Origin of the sequence: Marinobacter zhanjiangensis, from assembly GCF_014651935.1 — a bacterium.
GTDB classification, from domain to species: Bacteria; Pseudomonadota; Gammaproteobacteria; order Pseudomonadales; family Oleiphilaceae; genus Marinobacter; species Marinobacter zhanjiangensis.
The window spans coordinates 138902-162650 of the sequence record NZ_BMXV01000008.1 but is presented as its reverse complement, the minus strand read 5'-3'; the positions used below and the strand labels follow the sequence as shown (position 1 = coordinate 162650).

Here is a 23749-nt window from a genome sequence, read left to right as displayed (position 1 = left end):
AATGGGCCTGTCACGGGGCGCTGCTGGCCTGGCCGGTTTGGATGGCCGGGCCACCCGCCCATGGTAACCCCTTTCAAGGATCAGGCTTATGACGGACATCACCCGACTGGTGACAGACCAGCAGTCGCTGGGCTCTTCAAAACTGATTGAAGAGCAGGTTTCATCGTTGGCGGACGGCCAGGCGCTGATGCGCATCGACCGTCTGGCGGTGACCACCAACAATATCACCTATGCCGCTTTTGGACACACGCCTCACCTGCGTTACTGGGATTACTACCCGGTGGCGGAGAAGGGTTGGGGACAGATGCCGGCCTGGGGCTTTGCCGAGGTTGTGGAATCCACCGTGGACGGGCTGGAACCAGGCGAACGTTTCTACGGCTTCTGGCCCATTGCCACCCACGTGGTGGTCGAGCCGGTGCGGGTAACTCAGCGCGGTTTCTATGACGGCAGCGAGCATCGTCTGGATCTGATATCGGCCTACAACCAGTATCAGCGGGTGGAAACCGATGCCGCCTACCGTGTGGAGAATGAAAACTACCAGATGCTGTTGCGGCCGCTGTTCATAACGTCCTTCATGCTGGCGGATTATCTCGAAGACAATGAGTTTTTCGGTGCCAAACGTGTGGTGATCTCCAGTGCGTCCAGCAAGACGGCCTATGGCACGGTGTTCTGCCTGCAGGACCGGGATGATCTGGAAGTCGTTGGCCTGACGTCTTCGTCCAATGCGGCGTTTGTGGAAAGTCTGGGCTGCTATGACCGGGTTGTCGGCTATGACGGTGTAACCGATCTGGACCCGTCGGTGCCCACGCTTTACGTGGACTTTTCCGGTAATGATGAGTTGCGTGCCAGTCTGCACCATCATCTGGCTGACTCGCTGGTTCACAACTGCTACGCCGGCTCTGCCCACAATCACGAGCACATCAGCGAAGGGGAGTGGACCCTGCCGGGGCCGGCGCCGAAACGCTATTTCGCTCCGGACCAGATCCGCAAGCGAAATGCTGACTGGGGCCCGGCGGAGGTCACGCGGCGGTTCAATGAAGCCCAGCTGGCCTTCATTGACCGCGTACAGAAGCCGGACGCCCCCTGGATCCGGCTGGAGGCGCATAAGGGGCTGGAAAACGCCCGGTCTCTGATCCATTCACTGGTGGAAGGCCGGGTTGATCCGCTGAAAGGACACGTGGTGCTGCTATAGGCTTTGCAGGTCAGGCCCTGCCACCAGTGCAGGGCCTGACCCGGCGGAGTCAGTTGAAGATGTTCTGGTGGATAACGCTCTCGCTCTCATTCACCAGGTTCTTGTCAACACTCTGAATAACCGACTTTTCCAGCGGCCCGTGCAGCTTCTGACGAATGACACCCAGGAAGTGGGGGCTGGCAACCAGGATCAGGCTGTGAAAACGACCCTCCTGGCGGGCCCTCTCCAGCGTATGCACGATTTCCCCGGCAAAGGCCGCCTCTTCGTGAACGGTGGCACTGGCCTCCTGCATGGCGTGTCCCTGGGCCCGGTTTTCCCGGGAGCGACCGGGTTGGTCGGAGACCAGTTCGCTCTCCTTGAGTCGAGCTTCGGGGTGCTCCAGTCGGGTGATTTCAGCAGGCATGGCCGTACGCGCGGTGGTCTCCAGGATTCGTGCATGGGCACTATCGGCTACCAGAATCCAGATCTTCTCCATTGCATCCTCCACATCGTTGGTGGTTGGGCGAATTTATCCGCTGATGGCGTGAGTATGGCTCAACCCTGCGTGTTTTGTGATGTTACGAAAAATTGTTGGTTCCCGATACGGTCTGAAAAACCCCACGCTCGGTCACCAGATGGACACCGCGGGCGAACGGTACGGCTTCGAAAAGCGCCGTCGAGTACTGCACCTGCCGCACCTGCTTGCGTGAATCACCCAGCACGAAAACCGGATTGGCCGCGTCGGTCATCGCACGGGTGATCGGTTCGCTGCCCACCTTATTGACGAAGCATTGAGCATCGAACTGGTCCACCCCCAGCCAGACGGCATCGATGGACGACGCCAGACCGGGAGCGTCGCCATCGTCCACCAGCTCGCAGGCTACTCCCCGGTCCTGAAGCCGGCGGTATTGGCTAACACCTTCTTCGCCGGGAAGCGAGCGGGTCTGCCAGAAGTGCATGTCCGGTGCTGACTTGTGCACATGCTCGATGGCTGACAGCAACATGCCGCTGTGGCTGTGGAGCAATACCAGGGCATTGTGCCAGTCGCGAACCGATAGCAGTTGCCGGGCGACCCGGGCAGGTATGTCAGACCATTGCCGGGCATAGGCTCTGACCCGCTCGGGAAGGTCGTCCCCGGGCTCGGTTCCCAGGGTATCCAGCAGGTGATGGACCACCACCATCGAACGATCAATGCGCCTGAGCTCGGCAAGGGCCCAGCGCTGTTGTGACCGGGTGGGTGAGGTGCCATCCTCGCCGGACAGGGCATCAAGAATCCACTGCAGCAGGGTGGACGAGCCGTGCTCCCGGTCGGCGACGATGGCATGGATCTGCTTTGTGAATCTGTCCATATAGAGTCGTTGTTGTGATCCGAAAACCCCGGGTTAACTGGTACTGGCCGATTTCCAGAGTAACAGTTTGACTGCGCATCGCCAGCCCTTATAGCGGGCGACACCCTGGTATCCGTTCATTCGGCCTTTGCCGTGGCATCAGGGCCGTGGCGCCACGGTGCAGGCGAGCGGGCCGGGGAGCCAAAGTATCGATTATTCAGCAATCTGCTTCCCGGAAATGCTGGCAGGTTCCTGTTTCGGTCGGGTGATTTCGCTATACTTTCGGTCATTGTCCGGCCATGTCACTGCCACTGTGACGGCGTCCGAATGTTGTTGAGGTATCGATGCAAGTTCCGGTTAAGTCCCTGACCAACGGTGCCATTGTCTGTGTTTGCCTGATGATGCTGTCGTCGGCGGCAGCAGCAGATTCGGTGCGTCGTATTGTGCATGATGACGGCCGGGTGGAATTCACCAATGCGTCGTCCGGAAAGTCCGCCCGGGCCAGCACCCGCAGCGAGACGGTTTACAGGTTTACCGATGAAAACGGCGTGGTAACTTTCAGCGAGGCACGTCCGGCGGGCGCCCGTTACGACGTGATCCGGTTCGAGTGCTATGCCTGCAGTCCGGACTCGAATGTGAACTGGCACCGAACCCCGCTGTTTGTGGGCCGTTATGAAGACGCCATCGAGAAAACCGCGCTTGACTATGATGTTGATCCGGCGCTGGTGCAGGCGGTTATCCATGCGGAAAGCGCCTTCAACCCGCAGGCGGTGTCCTCGAAGGGCGCGCAGGGGCTGATGCAGCTGATGCCCGGCACGGCCCGGGATGTGGGGGTTGGTAACGCCCTGGATGCCGAGCAGAATATCCGCGGCGGCGTGGACTATCTGGCCAGAATGCTTTCACTCCACGACGGCGACATTCGTCTCGCCACGGCCGCCTATAACGCCGGGCCGGGCGCCGTCCGGCGTCATGGTGGCATTCCCCCCTATGCGGAAACCCGGGCCTACGTGAAGCGCGTTGGCATCCTCCACGAACGCTACCGGCTGGCCAGTAATTGACCGGTTAATAGCTTGTCTCCTGATCCCCTGATCCCCCGAAAACCCTTACAGCAAGACGATCTCCATGTCCCTGACCTCATGGCCATCGGCGGTCCGGTATTGAACCATCGCCCGGACTCTGAGCTAGACTATTTCAGAGACATGATCTTTTGCACCGGTATCAAGGAGACACCATGACCGCCAACGCAGACCAGAACGAACGCCCGGATTACGATGAACTGCTCAAACAGATCGCTGACTATGTGCTCGACACGCCCATCGACAGCGATCAGGCCTGGACAACCGCCCGGCACTGCCTGATGGATACGCTCGGGTGTGGACTGCTGGCACTCAGATACCCGGAGTGCACCAAGCATCTGGGGCCGCTGGTGCAGGGCACGCTTGTGCCCAATGGCGCGCGGGTTCCCGGAACGTCTTTCGAGCTGGATCCGGTCAAGGCAGCCTGGGACATCGGCTGTATTATTCGCTGGCTGGACTACAACGATACCTGGCTGGCAGCGGAGTGGGGCCATCCCTCGGACAACCTGGGTGGCATCCTCGCCGTGGCCGACCATCTGTCTCGTCAGCGGGTAGCCAGCGGGCGTGCACCGCTGACCATGAAAACCGTACTGGAAGGCATGATCAAGGCCCACGAGATTCAGGGCGTGCTGGCCCTGGAGAACTCCTTCAACCGGGTGGGTCTGGATCATGTGGTGCTGGTCAAGGTGGCGTCCACCGCCGTCACGGCGTGGCTGATGGGGGCCGACCGGGAGCAGATACTGTCAGCCCTGTCCCATGCCTGGGTGGACGGGCAGTCGTTGCGCACTTACCGTCATGCCCCCAACGCCGGTTCCCGCAAATCCTGGGCCGCCGGGGACGCCACCTCCCGTGCCGTGCGGCTGGCGGACATTGCCCTGCGCGGGGAAATGGGTATCCCCGGGGCCCTGACCGCGCCGCAGTGGGGTTTCTATGATGTCCTGTTCAGCAAGACCAACCGGGATCAGGCTATCAAGCCGGAAGGCCAGCGTCAGTTCTCCGTTCCGCAGGCCTTTGGCAGCTACGTGATGGAGAACATCCTGTTCAAGATTTCCTTCCCGGCGGAGTTCCATGCCCAGACCGCGGCAGAGGCGGCGGTGACACTGCATCCGCAGGTAAAGGACCGGCTGGACGAGATCGACCGCATCGAGATCACCACCCATGAGTCCGCCATCCGCATTATCTCGAAGCAGGGCAAGCTGGCCAACGCGGCCGACCGGGACCACTGCCTGCAATATATGGCGGCGGTGCCACTGATTTTCGGCGAGTTGACGGCGGATCACTATGAGGATGCGTTCCATGAAGCCCATCCGATCATTGACCGGATCCGCGACCGCATGACGGTTGTCGAGGATGAACGCTATACCCGGGAATATCTGGAGCCTGACAAGCGCTCCATTGCCAATGCCATCCAGGTGTTTTTCACGGACGGCAGCAGTACCGAGAAGGTCGCGGTGGAGTATCCGATAGGCCATCGCCGGCGTCGCGAAGAGGGCATTCCCCTGCTGGAACAGAAATTCCGCGCCAACCTGGCAACCCGGTTTCCCGGCCAGACCTGCCGGCACATCGACGGGCTCTGTGCCGACCAGCAACAACTGGAAAAAACGCCGGTTTCCGAGTTCATGGATCTGTTCGTTATCTGAGCGGGCCGCCCGGTACCCTTATCAGACCTGGGTGGCCCCCGCCGACGTGTCGATCCGGTATTTGTCCGTCAGGTTGTAGAGGGTGGGCCGGGTAATGCCGAGCAGGCGCGAGGCCTGCGCCATGTTGAAACCGGTGGTCTTGAGGGCCTGGGTGATGGCCGTGCGTTCGGCGGTTTCCCGCACCTGGCGGAGGTTCAGTTGGTTTTCGCCGGGCTCGCTGTCGCCGTTCAGTTCCAGGTCGGCGGCGGTAATCCGTTTGCCCTCGGCCATGATGGTGGCGCGTTTGACCTTGTTGATCATCTCGCGCACGTTGCCGGGCCAGTTGTAGCCGTTGATGGCTCGTACCGCATCGTCACTGAAGGAGAGGGTGGGGCGGTCCATCTGCCGGGCCAGGCTCTGTAGCAGGGAGCGGGCAATCAGCAGTGGGTCGCCCTGACGCTCGCGCAGGGCGGGCACGTCCAGGGTGATCTCGCTGATCCGGTAGTAGAGGTCTTCGCGGAAATCACCGGCGTCAATCAGCTGACGGGTATCACGGTGGGTGGCACACACCACCCGCACGTCGACGTCCACCGGCCTGACACTGCCCACCCGGTCAACGGTACGTTCCTGCAGGAACCGCAGCAGCTTGGCCTGCAGGGACATGGGCATGTCACCAATCTCGTCCAGGAACAGAGTGCCACCATTGGCGCTCTCTATCTTGCCTTTCTTGCTCTGCGTAGCCCCGGTAAAGGCGCCCTTCTCGTAACCGAACAGTTCGCTCTCCAGCAGGTTCTCGGGAATAGCCGCGCAATTGATGGCGGCGAAGGGGTGGTCGCAGCGGTGGCTGAGATCATGCAGGGCACGCGCCAGCAATTCCTTGCCGGTGCCGGTTTCGCCAGTAATCAGGGTGGTTACGTCGGTGGGGGCGACCTTCTCCAGGGTACGGCATACCGACAGCATCTGTGGGCTGGCGGCGACAATGCCCTTGATACTGGTGCCATTCTGGCGGCTGTTCAGTTCCCGGTTTTCATTCTCCAGCTCGGCAAGGCGAAAAGCGCGGTTGACCACAAAGGCAAGGATGTCCGGGTCCAGCGGCTTCTGGTAGAAGTCGGACGCCCCCATACCAATGGCCTTGACGGCGTTTTCCTTGTCCTCTCGGCCGGTCACCACGATTACTTTGACCATGGGCGACAGGCGCAGAATATCGTCCAGCAGGGCAAAGCCCTCTGAGGCACCACCCGGGTCCGGCGGCAGACCGAGATCCAGGGTAACGACCTGTGGCTCGTTACGGCGGAGAATTGCCAGGGCCGAGGCCCGGTCCGCCGCCACGTCCACGTCGAGGTCGCGACTGAAACACCAGCGCATCTGGCTCTGGAGGCCCGGGTCATCTTCAACTATAAGCAAACGTTTGGTCACAACAGCACAAATCCTTTTCGTTGTCGGCGTAAATCAATTTACCAACCTTACCTTTTCGTAAGTGTCGGATGAAATCAGGAGGAATGCAATCCTCCGGCCTGACCGGTCGCGGTCCGGGGCTGGTCAGCCGGCAGTCGGGCCGGTTCATCGGCCGGCCTGTTGCCGGAGCGCTGCGGGGTGATCTTCACCGTAGGCAGCAACACCGAGAAGCACGATCCCATGCCCGGCTCGCTGGTCACATCAATATTGCCACCCAGCTGGCGAACGTATTCCCGGGCCTGGTAGGCGCCGATGCCCATGCCGGTCAGCCCCTTGGTGCTCTCGAAGGGCTTGAACAACTGCATGCGAATGAACTCCTCGCTCATGCCGGTACCACTGTCCTGTATGAACAACACCACGTGGTCCGAGGAAGCCTTGAGGGTAAGGGACACCTCGCCGTCGGGAGGCGTGGCATCCTGGGCGTTTTGCACCAGGTGCCCCAGCACACTCCAGAGCTGGTCGCGATCGGCCCGCACCATCACCGTGTCCTGTGGCCCCAGTATCTTCGGACGTGGCTGGTTGCGGGCATAATGGGAGGCCAGTTCAGTGACCATCTTCTGCAGGTCAAGGGGCTCCTGATCACCGTGGTCAGAGGTTGGTTTGCGGATATGGTCCACCAGGTTGGACATTTTCTGCACCGCATGGTCGGTGGTACTGATCATGTCGTCGATAAAGGCGGGGTTATCCCGGTGGTGGGCGGAATTGCGCACCAGCAACGAGAGCTGTGCGATCAGTGTTTTCAGGTCGTGCACCATGAACGCGGAGGCCTTGCTGACCGCTTCGAACTGCATGGCCCGGGAAAGCCGGTTCTGGGCGTCCGCCTGGGCCAGCAGGTTACAGGTCTGACGGGCCACTACGCGGACCAGGTCGAAGTTTTCCCAGTTCAGCTCGACCCGGGCGTTGGCTCGGCCCACCAGGGTGATGGCATACAATTCATTGCCCAGATACATGGGGATAACCAGCCAGCCCCGGTCGAACTTGAGAATCGGATCCGGTATTTCCAGCAGGTTGTAGCGCACCGGGTCGTTGCGGTATTCCTCCAGGTCGATGATCCACTCCCGGTCACTGAAGAACTGTGCCAGCTCACAGTTACCATCAATACTGGTAAAGCGGGGCTGATTGAGGTTGACGGCACTCTGCAGCATGAAATTACCATCCTCGTCCCGGACCCACAGGGCGCCGGATGAACTCTCCACCAGACCCGCCAGTATGCGGATGATCCGTTCCGGAAGGGGTGGTTCGTCACTGAGATTGGCCAGCTCCCGGGTCATCTTCAGCCATTCTTCCCGGTAGTCGTACTTGTAGTCGAAGAAGTTCTGGCTGATAAAGACCATCAGGCGAGCGCGAAACCGCCTTGAGCTCAGCAGCAGCGCCAGGAATGACAGCGCTGCCGTGATGAACAGCATCTGCAGGGCGTCGCCCCACTCTCCGCCGAGCACCCGTACGTAATAGCCCCCTGCTGCGGCAAACAGCAGGTAGACGCCGGCGAACACCAGTGCATTGACGTGAAACATGGCGTTGCGGGAGAGCTGGAATTCCACCGGCTGCTTGCGGGTGTTCATCATGGTGACACCCAGCAGAGGAACGATCAGGGCGTTGACGGCGCCCCTGGCATCCCAGAATCCCGACGAAATCTGCCCGAACAGCAGGGCGTCGGTGTACATGAAGAAGTCGTAGGCGAACAGCGTGAGAATGCCAATGCACAGATAGCGGATGCTGGAACGGCTCGACTGCACGGAGTTCCGCCAGATCTGTTCCACCAGGCAGATGCCCAGCAGTGACAGGGCGATCTGGCCCACGATCTTCAGCTTGCCGCTGACCAGCGGGACATTGAGCAGATACTCCAGCGCGGCGAGGGTAAACAGCGTGAAGATCACCGAAAAGGTGAGGAAGCCGAGCAGCCGGCGCGTCCGGTGGGCGGCCATTCCCGGCTGTTCCGCAGCATGCAGCAGCGCCAGCAACACTATGACCCAGCCGGCGTCCCGCAGCAGCTCCAGCAGATAGCGGATGATGAAGGCGGGCTCGCCCCAGAGCTGTTGGGTGACCAGTGAGCCGGCCCACAGGAACGACAGGATGGCGGACAACAGCAATACCCGGTCCGAGGTGCGACGCAGGTAACGGGTGACAATCAGCCCCCCCAGCAACAGGAAGGCCAGGGCGGCGGAAGCATGACTGATCAGTCCGAATTCATTGAACATCAACGGCACATCCTGTGATTCAGACGGCGCCCGAGAGTCTGCGCCTATACAGGGTGCTTGTTCTCCCTGTAGTAATGGAATATATCATCCAGACTGCGTTTGGGGCTAAAACCGAAGTCCTCGGCAAACGAACGGCCGTCGATGATCACCGGGTACTTGAAGAAATCCATCAGATAAGGCGGGAAACGCCTCAGGTTCAGCAGCCGTAGCACGGTCCGTGGCAGTACCGGTGGAATCGACGGTATTGGCAGCTGGCTGCAGCCGCACAGTTCCAGCGCCCGCTGGTAGGCGACCCAGTCGTGGGGGGCCACATTGTAGATGCCCCGTTTCTCGCCGTGCCAGGTGAGCACAATGGCATCCGCCATGTCGTCGATATGAATGAACTGCATCATGGGCGAGAAACCCGCCAGTACCGGCGCCCGCTCACCGGACAGCAGTGTACTCATGGCATTGCGCACTCCGGGGCCAACGATGTTGCAGGGGCGCAGGATGGCAATATTCAGGTCCGGATAGCGCCACAGGTAGATATTGGCCAGATTCTCCAGTTCCACCGAATCCACCAGGTCCATGGTCAGCCCGGCGGCCTTCAGTGGCGCCTCCTCGTCAATCAGCGCCGGGTTGAAGGGCACGGCGCCATAAACGTGATAGGTGGACAGGATGATTACCCGGCTGACGCCGTACTTGTGACTGAGGTCCAGCAGTTTCTGGGTGCCCAGTACGTTGGCATTGTACCGGCGCAGGCGTGTTTCCTGGCTCGACATGATGCGCCCGAGATGAATGACACCGTCGAAATGGAAGCGGCGGAACAGGTCCTCGAATACACGCTTGTTGAAATCAATGCAGTAACTGGGGATGTCATCGCCCAGCCAGACCTGCTCGCGGAAATCCACCGCGACGATATCGCAGCTCTCCCGAAGCTGGCCGATCACTTCCTGGGCAAGGGTGCCGGCGGCGCCGGTCACCAGTATTTGTGGCCGTTTGCTTGCAGGCATCAGAATATCCTTTTCCGCTGGTTCAGTCCCCTGGTGATCATCTCGCCGACCGCCGCCTTGACCAGCTCTACCCGGGCTGTGACCTGCTCCTCCGGGATATTGTCATTGTCGAAAACCATGGGCTCGCCCACGCAGATATGAACTTTGGCCGGCAGCACTACCGGCGCCGCCAGCGGAAAATAGGGCAGCCCCAGCAATCTGGCCAGTGGCTTGATGTTGGCCAGGGTGGGAATGGTTTCCTCGCAGCCGACCACGCCCACGGGCACAATGGTGGCGTTGTATTCCATGGCCAGGTGCATGAAACCGTTACCGAAGCGCTTGAGCTGGTAGCGGTCCCGGTACAGTTTACCGGAACCCCTCACACCCTCCGGGAACACGATGACGGCCTCGTCATTGGCCAGGATCTTGGCACAGTTCACCGGGTCGCCCAGCACGGCGCCGAACTGGTTGAGCAGGTTGCCCAGGTAGGGGACGGTGGGGAAAAAACGTTCAATCATTGCCCTGGGAAGGCGGGGTCTTACCTTGCGCGAGGCCAGGGCAAAACCGATCAAAAGTCCGTCGATGGGTAACTGGCCACTGTGGTTGGCAACGATCAGTACCGGGCCGTGTGCCGGAATCCTGTCGATCCCATCCACTTCCACACGGAAGTACTTCTCGTAGATTTCCTGGGTAAGGGCGTAGCCAATTTTCAGGGTTTCGTTATTGTAACCCCACGGATCGTAGCCAAGTGACCCGATGGGTTTGCCAATCTCGTCGATCCGCTCATCCAGTTCTCTGGATACCAGATGGCGTTTCAGGAATTCTGTCAGACTCATCGGTCATCCTTTCCTTATTGTTTTACCGCAGTAGCAGTATAGGCAATTGGCGCCTGCCGTCAGCCTGCCGGTCCATGATTCTCCGGCTTTTCTGACCGGGATCAGTTTCGTGCCAGTGTCACGGACAGGGTATGACTGGCGCCGGGTTGCAGTGTCCGGTAATCATCGGCGGCGTTTGCCGTTTCCACGCACAGCATGCCGGTCCAGGCATCGTCGGGGAAGTCCGTCAGCCTTGCCGCTTTCAGCGGGCCCGGGTTCCAGACCACGGTGGACTGGCTGCCGCCGGAGGTCAGGTGAACATCGTCACCCGGTGACTGGATGTCCATGTCAGACGCGGCCAGGTAGATGCGGTCGGTTTCGCCTTCAAAGGCGACGGCGCCCTCCTGTTGCTTCGGTTTCCAGTCGTCCAGGGTGTCCAGGTACCGGGCTCCGCTCAGGCCCCGGATGACGGTTCCGGAAAGTTGTTCGGTGGGCAGATAGGTGTGAAGTGCCTGCGTGAGTGCCAGCGGTTCGCCGCTTGTATTCCGGGTGGTCAGGGCCAGTGTCAGCCCCTCGGGTGAGAAGTTCAGGGTCAGACTGGCTCTGGCCTGCCCGTTCCACGGATACCCGGCTCCGGTGCCGGTGGCATCCAGGCCGAGTGTCAGGCTGACGGTCTCCTCCAGCTCCTCGACGCTATCCAGTGACCACACGGCGGTGCGGGCAAACCCGTGGGCCTTGTCGGTACTCACCAGTGATTTTACCGGGTCAGGGTTCCGGTCGGGGGCGCCGAACCAGGGCCAGCACACAGGAACGCCGCCCCGGATCGCAACACCCTTCTCGAACCGTGCCTGCGGGCTCATCCACAGCCAGTTGCGCTCACCGGCAGGGGCGAATTGCACCAGGTGCGCCCCCTGCAAGGTTACCGTCGCCTCGAACAGCGGGTGCCGGATACGGATGGCTTCCAGTTCTCCTGCCATCTCCAGTCGAGTGTGGCGGGCGTTGTCCAGTTCGTGCATGGGCGTCCTCACGGTAATTGCCTATCGGATATCATGGCCAGGGGCTTCCGCTTCCCTAGAAAAGTTCTAGAATGCCGGTTTTTACCTGCCGGGAAAACTCCCTATGACCATTGTTTCGTTCGCCGGAGCCACTCCGGTCGGCCCGTCGCTCGATACGACAGATCAGCAATGGCTGGACCACATCGCCGATGAGGTGTCTGAATGGGGGTGGCTGACTCTGGATGTGTCTTCCCGGCTGGGTGGCGGCCTGCTGGCGGGGCTTCGCGAGGAAGTGGATCGGCTGGAGGAATCGGCTGCCATGGCGCGGGCCGGCGTGGGTCGTGGCACCGCTTATAGCCGTGACCCTTCGGTGCGACGGGACCGGATCGCCTGGCTGAACGGGGAAACACCTGCGCAGCAGCAGCTGTTCGTCTTTCTGGAGGAGCTTCGGGTGGGCCTGAACCGCCGTCTGTTTCTGGGACTACAGCGGTTCGAGGCCCATTACGCCAGCTATCAGCCAGGGGACTTCTATCGCCGGCACCTGGACAGTTTCCGGGGGCGGGCTTCCCGGGTGGTCAGCCTGGTGCTGTATCTGAATGAAAACTGGCAAGCCGGTGATGGCGGTGAGCTGCAGGTATTCAACCGGGAAAGCCCCGACGAAATCTGTGGCCAGGTGGCGCCGGAGTCGGGCAGGGCGGTGATTTTCCTGAGCGAGGAGGTGCCCCACGAAGTGCTGCCGGCCCGGTGCAGGCGCCACAGTATCGCCTGCTGGTTCCGCCAGGATGTGGTGCCGGTCCCCCTCACCGGCGTCTGACCGAAGCCCGGGAATCGAGGGAGTGATTCGCGGGGATTGATACCGTCCCCGCCTGCTGCTACTATGCGCGCCGCGCTCGGGCAAACCGGGCCGCCGTTATGGTGGCCCCGCTGGTGCCCCCGCAACGATAAACCGTGAACCCGGTCAGGCCCGGAAGGGAGCAGCCGAAGCGGTGGACTTGTGTGCCGGGGTGTCGCTGGTGGGGTCACCCCCAGATTTTCCTCTCTTCAGTATTCCCCGACGTTGTATTCCGGCAGGTTGTTCCGGGCACTCTGCAACCACTGGCGTATGCCTGTCTCTCTGTCGGCGTGGGTGAAAACCAATGCCTCGCGACAGGCCTTGCGGGTTGCCGGGCGGGAACTTTTCACCTTCTTCTGATACCGGGTCCGTGCTAAGGTTAGCGCCATCAAGCAGCCGTAGTTGATGGATCATGAGTTACCAGGTACTAGCCCGAAAATGGCGCCCCCACACGTTCAGTGACATGGTTGGCCAGGAGCATGTGCTCCAGGCCCTGATCCATGCCCTGGAGCATAATCGCCTGCACCATGCCTACCTTTTCACCGGCACCCGGGGCGTGGGCAAGACCACCATTGGCCGGCTGCTGGCCCGGTGCCTTAACTGCGAAAAAGGCATTACCCCCGACCCCTGCGGCGAATGCTCCAGCTGTCAGGAAATCCTCGACGGCCGCTTTGTCGACCTGATCGAGATCGATGCCGCCTCCCGCACCGGGGTTGACGACATGCGGGAGCTGACCGATAACGTTCAGTACGCACCCTCCCGGGGCCGGTTCAAGGTGTACCTCATTGACGAGGTGCACATGCTGACCAACCAGTCGTTCAACGCTTTCCTGAAAACACTGGAGGAGCCCCCGGAGCACGTCAAGTTCCTGCTGGCGACCACGGACCCCCAGAAGCTGCCGGTTACAGTGCTGTCTCGCTGCCTGCAGTTCAATCTGAAGCGCATGACGCCGGAGCACATTGTCAGCCACCTGCGTTATATCCTGGGTGAGGAAACCGTCCCCTTCGAGGAGCCGGCACTCTGGCAGCTGGCCCGGGCCGCGGATGGCAGCATGCGGGATGCGCTCAGCCTGACCGATCAGGCCATTGCCTTTGGCAACCAGAAACTGGGCGCCAGCGATGTCAGCAGCATGCTTGGCACCATTGATCAGCGGGACATTGAAAAGCTGGTGGATGCCCTGGTGGACCACAACGGTCCGGAACTGCTGACGGAAATTGACCGGATTTCGGATTTTGCCCCGGATTTCAGCGCCATCCTCGCCGACCTGTTGTCACTATTCCACCGTATTACCACCGAGCAGGTGGTGCCAGGCAGTGCCGATAACGCCATGGGCGACGCCCACCGGGTCCAGGAACTGGCACGCCAGCTGAGTGCGGAGGATGCTCAGCTTTTTTATCAGGCGGCACTGGTGGGTCGCAAGGATCTGGAAATTACCCCGGATGCGCGCATGGGCTTCGAAATGACCCTGTTGCGTATGCTGGCCTTCCGCCCCGGTGCCGAGCGCCGGGACCCGCCGGCAAACTCTGCTGGCGTGACGGATCGGAACCGGTCGCGGGAGGGTTCGTCGAGCGGCGGTTCCGGGGACCGTGATACCGGCGAGGAACCCGCCCCCGCCGCGCTTGAAAGTCTGGCCGGGCAGCCCAATCAACCACCATCAGCGGCAGAGGGGCGTGCGGTTGAGCCATCGCCACAGGGGGCCCCGGACAAGGACCAGCCCGGTTTGACCGGGAGCCCTGAACCAGAGCCCACGGAAATCCCTGCGGGACCGGCAGCCACCCCCCGGGCTGAGGGCACGGCGGACTCAGGTTCAGCAGCACAAGGCGGGCAGTCAACGGTAGCGGAAACCGCTCCGGAGCAGCAACCGCCGGCGCCGCATCCTGAAGATGACAGCCTGATGGCCATGGCCGATCAGATGGCTGGTGGAGGCGGGGGCAGCGATGATGACCCGCCCTGGGATACCGGACCGGAAGACCAGGCCGCGTCGGCGGCGCCGCAACCTGATCCTGAAATCACGGCCCCGTCGGCGGCGACAACAACCGTGGAGGCCGAGGCTTCCCCGGAATCAGCAGAGCCGCAGCCGACACCGCCTGAACCGGAATCGACAGTGGATGCTGGAGGCTTCGTCTGGGCGCGGGACTTCCGTCAGCTGGGCATCCTGGGCATGCCCGGAAATCTGGCCAGCCAGGCTTCCTGTGAACGGCATGGCGACACCTTCGTTCTGACTCTGGATGAAGGGCATTACCGGTTACTGACGGAGCGTCACCGGCAGAAGATCCTTGAGGGCCTGCGTGCGGCGTTTGGTGATAACGTCACTCTTGAGGCTCGTCAGGGTGATCCGGGCAATCAGACTCCGATTGCCTGGGAGACCCGCGACAAGGCCCGGCGCCAGCAGCAGGCGGAGCAGGCCATTGCACAGGACCCGCACGTGAACGCCATTGTGGAACGGTTCGAGGGGCGGGTCGTCAAAGACAGTATCCGGCCCCTTGAGAATTCCGCCGGGTAAGCGACATAAACAGCTTTGTGAGGTAGAGAGCATGATGAATGGTATGGGCGACATGATGAAGAAGGCCCAGCAGGTGCAGGAGCAGATGAAAAAAGCCCAGGAGGAAGCCGCCAAATCTGAAGTGACGGGTGAATCCGGGGCCGGCCTGATCAAGGTGACCATGAATGGCCGCCACGACGTCAGAAAGGTGGATATCGACGACTCCCTGCTCTCGGAAGAGAAGGAAGTACTGGAAGATCTGCTTGCTGCCGCCGTCAACGATGCGGTGCGGCGTGTGGAAGCGGACCAGAAGGAGCGCATGTCTGGCGTGATGTCCGGCATGGGTTTGCCGTCGGATTTCAAGATGCCGTTCTGACGGCCGATAACCCTGTAACCGGGCCCTGCCGTGCGGGGCCTGGTTGTCTTTCACTGACCCAATGTTGTCAAAGCAGGAGTATGGATGGCTTTCAGCCCGCTGGTGGATGAACTGGTCGAATCCCTGAGGTGTCTGCCGGGCGTCGGTCAGAAGACGGCCCAGCGCATGGCCTTTCATCTGCTGGAGAAAGGCCGGGCCGGCGGTGAGCGGCTGTCCGAGGCGCTGGCCTCGGCCATGACCGGTGTGCGCCGCTGCGAAAGCTGCCAGAACTTTTCCGACACCGGCATCTGCCCCATCTGCGAGAAACCCGAAAGGCGCGGTGGCACCATCTGCGTGGTGGAAAGCCCGTCGGATCTGCTGGCGATCGAGCAGGCGGGGGACTATCAGGGCGGCTACTTCGTACTGATGGGCCACCTGTCCCCCATCGACGGCATCGGCCCGGCGGATATCGGCGTTGAGTTGTTGTTGCGCCGTGTCCATGAGGAAGGGGTAAAGGAACTGATTCTCGCCACCAACCCCACCGTTGAAGGGGAAGCCACCGCCCACTACATTGCCGACCGCCTGGATGGCTCCGGCGTGCTGACCACCCGGCTGGCCCATGGTATTCCCGTGGGCGGGGAGCTGGGCTACGTGGACGGCTTCACCCTGACCCATGCCTTCCGCGGCCGCAAGCCCCTGGCGGACTGAACCATGGCTGACCGGGAGTTGTCATGAACCAATCGTTGCCCAATGTTCCTCCGGTTCCGGAGTCATCGGCGTCCCGCTGGCTGACCACGGTCGCCGAGCTTGATGACTGGCTGGCGGAGCACCAGGATCACCCACTGGCGCTGGACACCGAGTTCGAGCGCGTATCCACGTTTTATCCCATACCCGGGCTGGTCCAGCTTGGCGCTGCCGGGTCGCTGAAGTTGGTGGACCCTTCCGTGGCCGAGCAGTCCGCGCGGTTCCGGGACACCCTGGCGGATGCGGACCGGGTCAAGCTGCTGTATGCCATGGGCGAGGATCTGGAACTGTTCCGGCACTGGCTGGACCTGGAGCCCCGGGGCCTGCTGGACCTGCAACTGGGCGCTGCACTGGCCGGTGCCGGGTTCTCGGTCGGTTATGCGCGGCTGGTGGAATCGCTGTTTGGCGAGGCCCTCGACAAATCCGCTACCCGGTCAGACTGGCTGGCCCGACCGCTGTCGCCGGCACAGGAGCGTTATGCCCTGGACGATATCCGCTTCCTGGAGCCACTCTATGAGTGGGTCACCGAGCGCTTGCTGGCCCGTGGTCTGGAAGGCGCCATGGCGGAAGAGTCCGACCGCTTCGCCGCGGATCTGCTGAGTCAGTCGGAACCGGGCGATGCCTACCTGAAACTGCGCGGTGGCTGGCAGCTGACTCCCGACAGGCAGCAGGTGTTGCGGGCACTGACGCTATGGCGCGAGCAGGAATGCCGGCGTCGTGACCGGCCCCGAAGCCGGGTGCTGGCCGATGCGGCGCTTATAGGCATTGCTGATCGCCTGCCGGATAATACCGGCGCACTGGCGTCGGTGGACGGTGTGCCCCCGGTGGTGGTTCGCCGCTACGGGGACCAGATCATCGACCTGATCCGCCAGGCGAAACAGTCTGACCAGGTACCCGATGTGCTGATTGACCGACCGCTGACCCGTCCGCAGCAGGATCTGTATCGCAAGATCAAGAAATGTATGGTCCGCGCCGCCGAGCAGGCGGATGTGCCGGTGGAGTTGCTGGCCCCCCGTAAACGCCTTGAAGCCCTGCTTCGGAACAATACCCCCGCCACCGACGCCATGAAGGTCTTTGACACCGGCTGGCGGGCCCGGGTGCTGGCGCCGGTCATGCCCGATGTCAGGGCCTTGCTTGAAAAACAGGACAACCATGACTGAGAAAACCTTTGTTTCCGTGTTTCGCAGCACAGCCAAAGATGACACCTACCTGTATGTACGCCGGGGGCAGGACTGGAGTGAGTTGCCGGAATCACTGCGCGAGATTTTCGGCAAGCCGGTCAAGGCTCTGGACCTGGTGTTGACGCCGGAGCGCAGGCTGGCCCGCACCACGGGCCGGGAAGTGCTGGAGGCCATCCGCGAGAAAGACTACTATCTGCAGCTTCCCGAGAAGTCGGACGGCTACATTGTGGCGTTCAAGGAAAAACTCAGGGACTTCGGCGCGTGATAGCCGAGATCCCTTTCTGGCAGCGCAAGCGCCTGGCAGAGATGACGGCCGCAGAGTGGGAGTCTCTCTGTGATGGCTGTGGCAAATGCTGTCTGGTGAAGCTGCAGGATGAAGATACCGACGAGGTGTACTATACCGACCTGGCCTGTTCCCAGATGGATACCACCAGCTGCCAGTGTCAGAGCTACAGCAACCGGCAGCAGGTAGTGCCTGAATGCACGGTGCTGACGCCGGACAACATCGACCAGTTTCACTGGCTGCCGTTTACCTGTGCCTACCGGACCCTCGCCGAGGGCCGGCCGCTGCCGTCGTGGCACCCCCTGCGCTCCGGTGACCCGGCCACGGTTCACGAGGCGGGCGTCTCGGTCGCCCGTCGGGTGACACCGGCGGATCAGGTGCCGCAGCAAGACTGGCAGGAACATATTATTCATTGGGTATTGTGAAGGATCTATGACTGACTCGCTGACTATCGCCGCGATGGATGCGGACTCCCAGACCGCCTACGCTTTATTCTGGGGCATCTATGTCGTGGGCTTCGCGCTGTTCTACTGGGCCATGTCGAGACTGATTCGCTGGCTGCCACTGTACGGTTTGCGGACCTTGCTCAAGTCTGCCCTGATCGTGGTGATCGCTACGCCGGTTCAGTCAGCCCTGGTTGACGGCTGGTGGATTCCGGCCTGGCTTTACGGGGGCTACGAGACGTTCCTGGGGGATCCGTCCGAGGCCGCCCGGGCGTTTTTCAATATGGGTATCGCGGCACTGATCATGATCCTGGTATGGATACTGGACCTGGTGCGTTACCGGTTCTTCCGGCGCTGAGGCCGGTGCGGGGTTCTGCCGCCCGGCCGTCGTGATGCCCGAAGCCATACGAGAATAACAAGAGGACCTGTCCATGATGTTGCGAAAGCTGCTGTTCACGTTGACCTTGCTGTCGACGGTGATGCTTTCTTCCGTTCAGGCCCAGGAAGGCGAGAATCAGGCGGCCCGGGATGTGCGGGTGGTGGTGGACATCTCCGGTAGCATGAAGGTGAACGACCCGGACAACCTCCGGCGTCCTGCTGTCCGGCTGATTGCCCGGCTGCTTCCCGATGATACCGGGGTTGGCCTGTGGACGTTCGGCAGCATGGTCAACATGCTGGTGCCTCACGAGAATCTGGACGACAACCTGCGCAGTGCCCTGATCGCGGGATCGGAAAACATCAACTCCGTGGCTCAGCGCACCAATATCGGTAGTGCCATCGAGGAAGCGGCGAGCGACTGGTACGCGCCGGATCGCGCTCTGGGCAATACCCACCTGGTCCTGCTGAGCGATGGCAAGGTTGACGTCTCCGCCAATCAGGCCACCAATGACCGTGAACGGGAACGTATACTGGAGGAGCTGGTGCCGGCGTTGGCCGAAGAGGGGCTTACCATTCATACCATTGCCCTGTCAGCGGAGGCCGATCTGGATCTGTTGGGGGCGATTGCCGACATGACCGGTGGTATTGCCCGGGTGGCCGATTCCGCCGAGGAACTGAGCCGGATCTTTGCCGACACCCTGGGGCAGGCAATACCTGCCAACGAGGTACCGCTGGAGAACAACCGCTTTACGGTGGACGGCGGCGTTGAGGAATTCACCGCCCTGATTTTCAGTGGTACCTCACCGGAGCAGCGGGAGCTTGCACTGATCGGTCCGGAAGGAAGCCGGTACAGCGCCTCCGGCGATGATGACAGGGTGCGTTGGGCCCGGGAGACAGGTTACGACCTGATCACCGTTGATCAGCCTGCTGCCGGGGAATGGCAACTGGAAGGCGTGCTCGGTAAGGGCAGCCGGGTCACAGTGGTCAGCGACCTGCGGCTGGAAGTGGACCCCATGCCGGCCAGGTTCCAGCTGGGTGATGAAGTAAACCTGCAGGCGTTCTTCACGGAAGAGGGGGAGCGCATCAGCGATCCGGACTTTCTTGGCGTTATTACCGTCAACCTCAGCATGACAACCGAAGATGGCCGCAAGGGTACCCGAACCCTGAGCGAGGGCCAGCCACCAGCGGATGGCATCTATCAGGACACCATCAGCCGGCTTCCCGAGCCGGGCCAGTACCTGCTTGAACTGGAAGCCGATGGCGGCACCTTCTCCCGCAAGTTCCGCAAGACGCTGGTACTGGAGGCCCCGGAAGGGGAGGCTGCGCCGGCTGCAGGCGAGGACGTTCCGCTCGCTCCGGAGACCGCCGACGAGCCTCAGGAACCCGTGCCGGAAGAAGAGCCGGAACCACAGGCGCCTGAGGAGGGGCCTGTGGATCTGAGTCAGCTGGAAGAGCCGGAGCCCGAGCCTGCCAGTGCACCGGAACCCGAACCAGAGGCCGCACCTGCATCAGAAGACACCGCACCGTCGCTGTTTGAACGCATGCTCGCCTGGTGGCCATGGGCTGCCGGGGTGCTGGTTGCAGTGATCCTGGGCGCGGTAGCGCTGATATTATTCAGGCGCCGGCGGAGCGAGTCAGATGAGGCGGATTCGGACGATGATGCCGCCCCGGAGCCAGCGGCGGAACCGCCGCCCGAGAAGCCCGCTGCTGCCGATACTGCGATACCGGAGGAAACCGTCGCCGAGGTGGAAACCGGTGCCGGGGAGGAAGTGCCGGACGATACCGATAGCCCGGAGCTCGAGACGGATAGCATCATGGAGCCGGAGGAGGCGCCCGGGGAAATGGCACCGGACCTTGACGAACCCGAGCCACCACCTGCCGCGGAAGACCTGGCGGAACCCGAAGCGACGGATACCGGCGACGAAACGCTGGCCGAAGCCGGTGACGAGCAGCCGGAACCGGAAGAGTCCGCCGCAACGGATCCAGGGGAACCAGACACTGAATCCGTCGACGATCTGGACAGTCTGCCGGACGATGATGACGAGGAGTTCGGCCTGGAAGACTTCGACCTGTCGGATATCGATGACCTTCCCGATCTGGAGACCGATGAGCAGGACGACGACGGCGAGAAGCCCGCTCAGGACAAAGACCGGAAGAAAGAGTAAACCCGGTGTCCGCTGCGGCAGGATTTCTGCCGCACAGGTTCCGACCGCTTATCACCGACGGGTAAAAAATTTATACTCGTCAGCCATTGCCTATGAGCAGGGGCGGCGTCACCGCCCCTTTTCAGTCCTCTATCCGATACACCGAACACAGGATTCATTGCCATGAAGTTTACCGGTACCGATAATTATGTAGCTACAGAAGACCTGCAAATGGCGGTCAATGCCGCCGTCGCTCTGCAACGCCCGCTGCTGATCAAGGGCGAGCCCGGTACCGGTAAAACTCTGCTGGCGGAGGAAATGGCCGCCGGTCTGGGGCTCAGGCTGATCCCCTGGCACATCAAGTCCACCACCAAGGCCCAGCAGGGCCTGTACGAGTACGACGCGGTCTCCCGCCTGCGAGACTCACAGCTGGGTGATGAAAAAGTCCACGACATCAGCAACTATATTGTCAAGGGCAAGCTCTGGGAGGCTTTCGAGGCCGACGAGCAGGTGGTACTGCTGATCGACGAGATCGACAAGGCGGATATCGAGTTTCCCAACGACCTGTTGCTGGAACTGGACCGTATGGAGTTCTTTGTTTACGAGACCCAGCAGTATATCAAGGCGAAACAACGGCCAATCGTGGTGATCACCAGTAACAACGAAAAGGAACTGCCGGACGCGTTCCTGCGTCGGTGCTTTTTCCACTACATCAACTTCCCCGAGCACGACACCATGCAGACTATTGTGGACGTGCATTTCCCCGGCATTCAGCAGCATCTTGTCCGTGATGCCCTGGAGGTCTTCTTTGATGTACGCAAGGTGCCTGGCCTGAAAAAGAAGCCGTCCACTTCGGAACTGATCGACTGGCTCAAGCTGCTGATGGCGGATGACCTGTCCCGCAAGATGCTGCAGGAGAAAGACACCAGCAGCGCGCTGCCGCCGCTTTATGGCGCCCTGGTCAAGAACGAGCAGGATGTGCACCTGCTGCAGAAACTGGCCTTCATGGCTCGTCGCAAGAAGTGATCCGGGTAAGGGGGCTGCCCCGGCGGACTATTGATTCACCGGCCTCTTCTGGGAGGACGTCATGCTGATAGATTTTTTCATGGAGGTTCGTGCAGCCAGGGTGCCCGCCAGCCTGCGGGAGTTCCTGGATTTGCTGGAGGCGCTGCAAAAGCGCCTCGCCTTCGCTGACATGGAGGAGTTCTACTACCTGGCACGCCTGTGTCTGGTGAAGGACGAGCGCCATTTTGACAAGTTCGACCGGGCGTTCGATGCCTACTTCAAGGGTATCGAGAATCTGGATGACCTGATGGAGGCGCTGATTCCGGACGACTGGCTGCGGGCCGAGTTCGAGAAACAGCTATCCGAGGAGGAAAAGTCGAAGATTGACTCCCTCGGCGGGCTCGAGGAGCTTATCGACACCTTCAAGAAGCGCATGGAAGAGCAGAAGGAGCGTCACGAGGGTGGCAACAAGTGGGTCGGTACCGGGGGCACCTCGCCGTTCGGTGCCAACGGTTACAACCCGGAAGGGTTTCGCATAGGCCAGAACGAAGGCCGCCACGGGCGCGCGGTAAAAGTCTGGGAAAAGCGACAGTTCCGGGACCTGGACGACAGCATTACCCTGGGCATCCGCAATATCAAGGTGGCTCTGCGCCGGCTGCGCAAGTTTGCCCGCCAGGGTGCCGCGGATCAGCTGGACATGGATGACACCATTCGCTCCACGGCCCGCAATGCCGGCTATCTCGACCTGAAAATGGTGCCGGAGCGCCACAATGCGGTGAAGGTGCTGTTGTTCTTCGACGTCGGTGGCTCCATGGATCCCCATGTGCGGGTGTGTGAGGAACTGTTCTCCGCGGCGCGGATGGAGTTCAAGCACATGGAGTATTACTATTTCCACAACTTCGTGTACGAGTCGGTGTGGACCCGGAATGTCCGCCGCCTCAACGAAACCACGCCCGTCTGGGATATCCTTCACAAATACGGTCCGGACTACAAGGTTATCTTCATTGGCGATGCGACCATGGCACCCTACGAGATAACCCATCCGGGCGGTTCCATCGAACACTGGAACGAGGAGGCCGGTGCGGTCTGGTTCCAGCGCATTTACGAACACTTCCGCAAGGTGGTTTGGATCAACCCGTTGCCCGAGAGTTACTGGGGCAGGGGCGGTTCACTGGGTATCACCCGCCAGCTGACGGGTGACCACATGTACCCGCTCACCATCGAAGGCCTGGAGTCGGCCATGCGGTATCTGAGCAAATAATCAGAACGCCATTGGTCAGGCCGCACGGACGTGTCCGTGATGGTTCTCCCGGTGTCGCACCACAGGTGTGACACCAGAAACAGCCCGGGCCTTGCCCCGGGTTTTTTTGTACCTGGTAAAAAATAAGACATTTTCAGTTAATGTCTCATTATGCTTCAATTCTTCCTGACCCTCGGGGCCGATTTCCCGGAGGGCGCTTTGTCATGCTCTGGTTTGCCGAGACGGAACCTCGCGCTGTATTCCGGGGCTCCCCGATACCTACAAATTCAGGAAGGAACCTGTTCTATGAACATGAAACTGTTTGCTGTCAGCGTACTAGTCGCCGGAATGGGCGTGAGCTCCGTAGCCATGGCGAACCCCGTGTGCGAGGCCCAGAAAGCCGCTGCCCCGGATCTGGTGGGCGCTCGTGATAGCGATACCGCCATCGAGGAGGTCTATTCCGCGATCGACGAAAATGCCAGCAGCGAGGCTTCGGCCAGTGTGCTGAAGGAATCCGTCGCCCAGATTTACGCAGACGAGAGCATGGATCTGGAAACCGCGTCCAGTCTGATCCTTTCCAACTGTGAATCGAAACTGGGCGCCTGACTCGTTCCCTGTCCGTCTTGCGGTTTAACGCCTGCCAGAAACAAAAAAGCCGATACACGGTTGAGTGTGTATCGGCAAAGCTCGGCATTTAACGACAGGCACCTCCAGTAAGTGCCTGCGTCACTCTCCCTGTAAGCAAGTATATTGCCACTAATTAAAAGGTCATTTTAAACAATGGGGTAGGGTGCTTTAAAAATCCGGAAAGCGTGGGCAGGAGGCGGGGTTGTAAAAAAGCCTGACGGAAATGCGCGAAAGGCGTCACATTCGTCGGCAGGATTCGTTCTCCCGTAGCGCAGCATCTACCTGAAAGCGCGCAAAACTGGTATTCTCGCCTTTCTTTTAAGGCTGATACTTTGGTCTGCTTGCATTTTCGCCGGAGCCGGTTCCTGCGGAAGGCTGGCTGGATGGTATCCCGACAAGCTGCGTAA

General features: G+C 61.0%; 23 protein-coding genes and 1 other RNA gene. 16 read left to right on the top strand and 8 right to left on the bottom strand.

The features are described from left to right. Positions 1-88 precede the first annotated feature (88 nt). The gene (locus IE079_RS16345; RefSeq protein WP_189577918.1) at positions 89-1192 is read left to right on the top strand and encodes a DUF2855 family protein; all 1104 of its coding nucleotides are present in this window, start codon (positions 89-91) and stop codon (positions 1190-1192) included. A gap of 49 nt (positions 1193-1241) precedes the next feature. Here the strand turns inward: IE079_RS16345 and IE079_RS16340 are convergent, their stop codons facing one another. Then, complete coding sequence (locus IE079_RS16340) at positions 1242-1667, bottom strand: host attachment protein (protein ID WP_189577917.1); 426 nt, start codon at positions 1665-1667, stop codon at positions 1242-1244. A gap of 82 nt (positions 1668-1749) precedes the next feature. After that, a complete protein-coding gene (locus tag IE079_RS16335) occupies positions 1750-2520 on the bottom strand; it encodes an eIF2B alpha/beta/delta subunit family protein (protein WP_189577916.1) in 771 nt (256 codons plus the stop codon). 323 nt (positions 2521-2843) lie between these two features. Between IE079_RS16335 and IE079_RS16330 the strand changes: the two genes are divergently transcribed. Together IE079_RS16330 and IE079_RS16325 are read left to right on the top strand one after the other, a co-directional pair. Next, the gene (locus tag IE079_RS16330; protein ID WP_189577915.1) at positions 2844-3557 is read left to right on the top strand and encodes a lytic transglycosylase domain-containing protein; all 714 of its coding nucleotides are present in this window, start codon (positions 2844-2846) and stop codon (positions 3555-3557) included. 173 nt (positions 3558-3730) lie between these two features. Beyond that, positions 3731-5215, top strand: coding sequence for a bifunctional 2-methylcitrate dehydratase/aconitate hydratase (locus IE079_RS16325; protein ID WP_189577914.1), 1485 nt, complete (start codon positions 3731-3733; stop codon positions 5213-5215). Positions 5216-5236: 21 nt separating this feature from the next. On the opposite strand, the gene prsR is transcribed toward IE079_RS16325, so the two are convergent. The 5 genes from prsR to IE079_RS16300 all read right to left on the bottom strand — a co-directional run bounded on the left by prsR (position 5237) and on the right by IE079_RS16300 (position 11649). Then, positions 5237-6610: a PEP-CTERM-box response regulator transcription factor gene (gene prsR / locus IE079_RS16320; protein ID WP_189577913.1), complete on the bottom strand. Its 1374-nt coding sequence runs from the start codon at positions 6608-6610 to the stop codon at positions 5237-5239. 74 nt (positions 6611-6684) lie between these two features. After that, positions 6685-8847 carry an XrtA/PEP-CTERM system histidine kinase PrsK gene (prsK, locus tag IE079_RS16315; protein ID WP_189577912.1) on the bottom strand — a complete coding sequence of 721 codons (2163 nt, stop codon included), beginning with the start codon at positions 8845-8847 and terminating at the stop codon, positions 6685-6687. A 44-nt stretch (positions 8848-8891) separates the two neighbouring features. Further along, positions 8892-9839 carry an SDR family oxidoreductase gene (locus tag IE079_RS16310; RefSeq protein ID WP_189577911.1) on the bottom strand — a complete coding sequence of 316 codons (948 nt, stop codon included), beginning with the start codon at positions 9837-9839 and terminating at the stop codon, positions 8892-8894. Then, positions 9839-10654, bottom strand: a complete 816-nt coding sequence (locus IE079_RS16305) for a lysophospholipid acyltransferase family protein (protein ID WP_189577910.1) — start codon at positions 10652-10654, stop codon at positions 9839-9841. Before IE079_RS16305 ends, IE079_RS16310 begins: the two co-directional genes overlap by 1 nt. A gap of 101 nt (positions 10655-10755) precedes the next feature. Continuing rightward, positions 10756-11649 (bottom strand): D-hexose-6-phosphate mutarotase, encoded by an 894-nt coding sequence (locus IE079_RS16300; RefSeq protein ID WP_189577909.1) that lies wholly within the window; start codon positions 11647-11649, stop codon positions 10756-10758. Between the two features lie 103 nt (positions 11650-11752). On the opposite strand from IE079_RS16300, the gene IE079_RS16295 reads away from it, so the two are divergent. Together IE079_RS16295 and ffs are read left to right on the top strand one after the other, a co-directional pair. Beyond that, a complete protein-coding gene (locus tag IE079_RS16295) occupies positions 11753-12442 on the top strand; it encodes a 2OG-Fe(II) oxygenase (protein WP_189577908.1) in 690 nt (229 codons plus the stop codon). A gap of 108 nt (positions 12443-12550) precedes the next feature. Continuing rightward, positions 12551-12647, top strand: an RNA gene (gene ffs, locus IE079_RS16290) — signal recognition particle sRNA small type. A gap of 22 nt (positions 12648-12669) precedes the next feature. Here ffs and IE079_RS16285 read toward each other — a convergent pair. After that, entirely contained in the window at positions 12670-12810 is a 141-nt protein-coding gene (locus tag IE079_RS16285) for a hypothetical protein (RefSeq protein ID WP_227712562.1), read from the bottom strand. A gap of 62 nt (positions 12811-12872) precedes the next feature. Here IE079_RS16285 and dnaX point away from each other — a divergent pair, with 62 nt between their 5' ends. From dnaX to IE079_RS16230, 11 genes are all read left to right on the top strand, one after another. Further along, on the top strand, positions 12873-14963 hold the full coding sequence (gene dnaX / locus IE079_RS16280; protein ID WP_189577906.1) for a DNA polymerase III subunit gamma/tau: 2091 nt from the start codon (positions 12873-12875) through the stop codon (positions 14961-14963). 31 nt (positions 14964-14994) lie between these two features. After that, positions 14995-15318, top strand: coding sequence for a YbaB/EbfC family nucleoid-associated protein (locus IE079_RS16275; protein ID WP_189577905.1), 324 nt, complete (start codon positions 14995-14997; stop codon positions 15316-15318). A gap of 84 nt (positions 15319-15402) precedes the next feature. Beyond that, positions 15403-16005 (top strand): recombination mediator RecR, encoded by a 603-nt coding sequence (gene recR, locus IE079_RS16270; protein ID WP_189577904.1) that lies wholly within the window; start codon positions 15403-15405, stop codon positions 16003-16005. A 23-nt stretch (positions 16006-16028) separates the two neighbouring features. Beyond that, positions 16029-17201 (top strand): ribonuclease D, encoded by a 1173-nt coding sequence (locus tag IE079_RS16265; protein ID WP_189577903.1) that lies wholly within the window; start codon positions 16029-16031, stop codon positions 17199-17201. Then, entirely contained in the window at positions 17194-17487 is a 294-nt protein-coding gene (locus IE079_RS16260) for a YcgL domain-containing protein (protein ID WP_189577902.1), read from the top strand. The genes IE079_RS16265 and IE079_RS16260 overlap by 8 nt, the downstream gene beginning before the upstream one ends. Beyond that, complete coding sequence (locus IE079_RS16255) at positions 17484-17930, top strand: YcgN family cysteine cluster protein (protein ID WP_189577901.1); 447 nt, start codon at positions 17484-17486, stop codon at positions 17928-17930. The genes IE079_RS16260 and IE079_RS16255 overlap by 4 nt, the downstream gene beginning before the upstream one ends. Positions 17931-17937: 7 nt before the next feature. Further along, a complete protein-coding gene (locus IE079_RS16250; RefSeq protein ID WP_227712561.1) occupies positions 17938-18306 on the top strand; it encodes a hypothetical protein in 369 nt (122 codons plus the stop codon). A 73-nt stretch (positions 18307-18379) separates the two neighbouring features. Further along, complete coding sequence (locus IE079_RS16245; RefSeq protein WP_189577900.1) at positions 18380-20491, top strand: VWA domain-containing protein; 2112 nt, start codon at positions 18380-18382, stop codon at positions 20489-20491. A 162-nt stretch (positions 20492-20653) separates the two neighbouring features. Next, positions 20654-21496: an AAA family ATPase gene (locus tag IE079_RS16240; protein WP_189577899.1), complete on the top strand. Its 843-nt coding sequence runs from the start codon at positions 20654-20656 to the stop codon at positions 21494-21496. Between the two features lie 61 nt (positions 21497-21557). Further along, positions 21558-22736 (top strand): vWA domain-containing protein, encoded by a 1179-nt coding sequence (locus IE079_RS16235; RefSeq protein WP_189577898.1) that lies wholly within the window; start codon positions 21558-21560, stop codon positions 22734-22736. 285 nt (positions 22737-23021) lie between these two features. Next, a complete protein-coding gene (locus IE079_RS16230; protein ID WP_189577897.1) occupies positions 23022-23321 on the top strand; it encodes a hypothetical protein in 300 nt (99 codons plus the stop codon). The last annotated feature ends 428 nt before the right edge of the window (positions 23322-23749 follow it).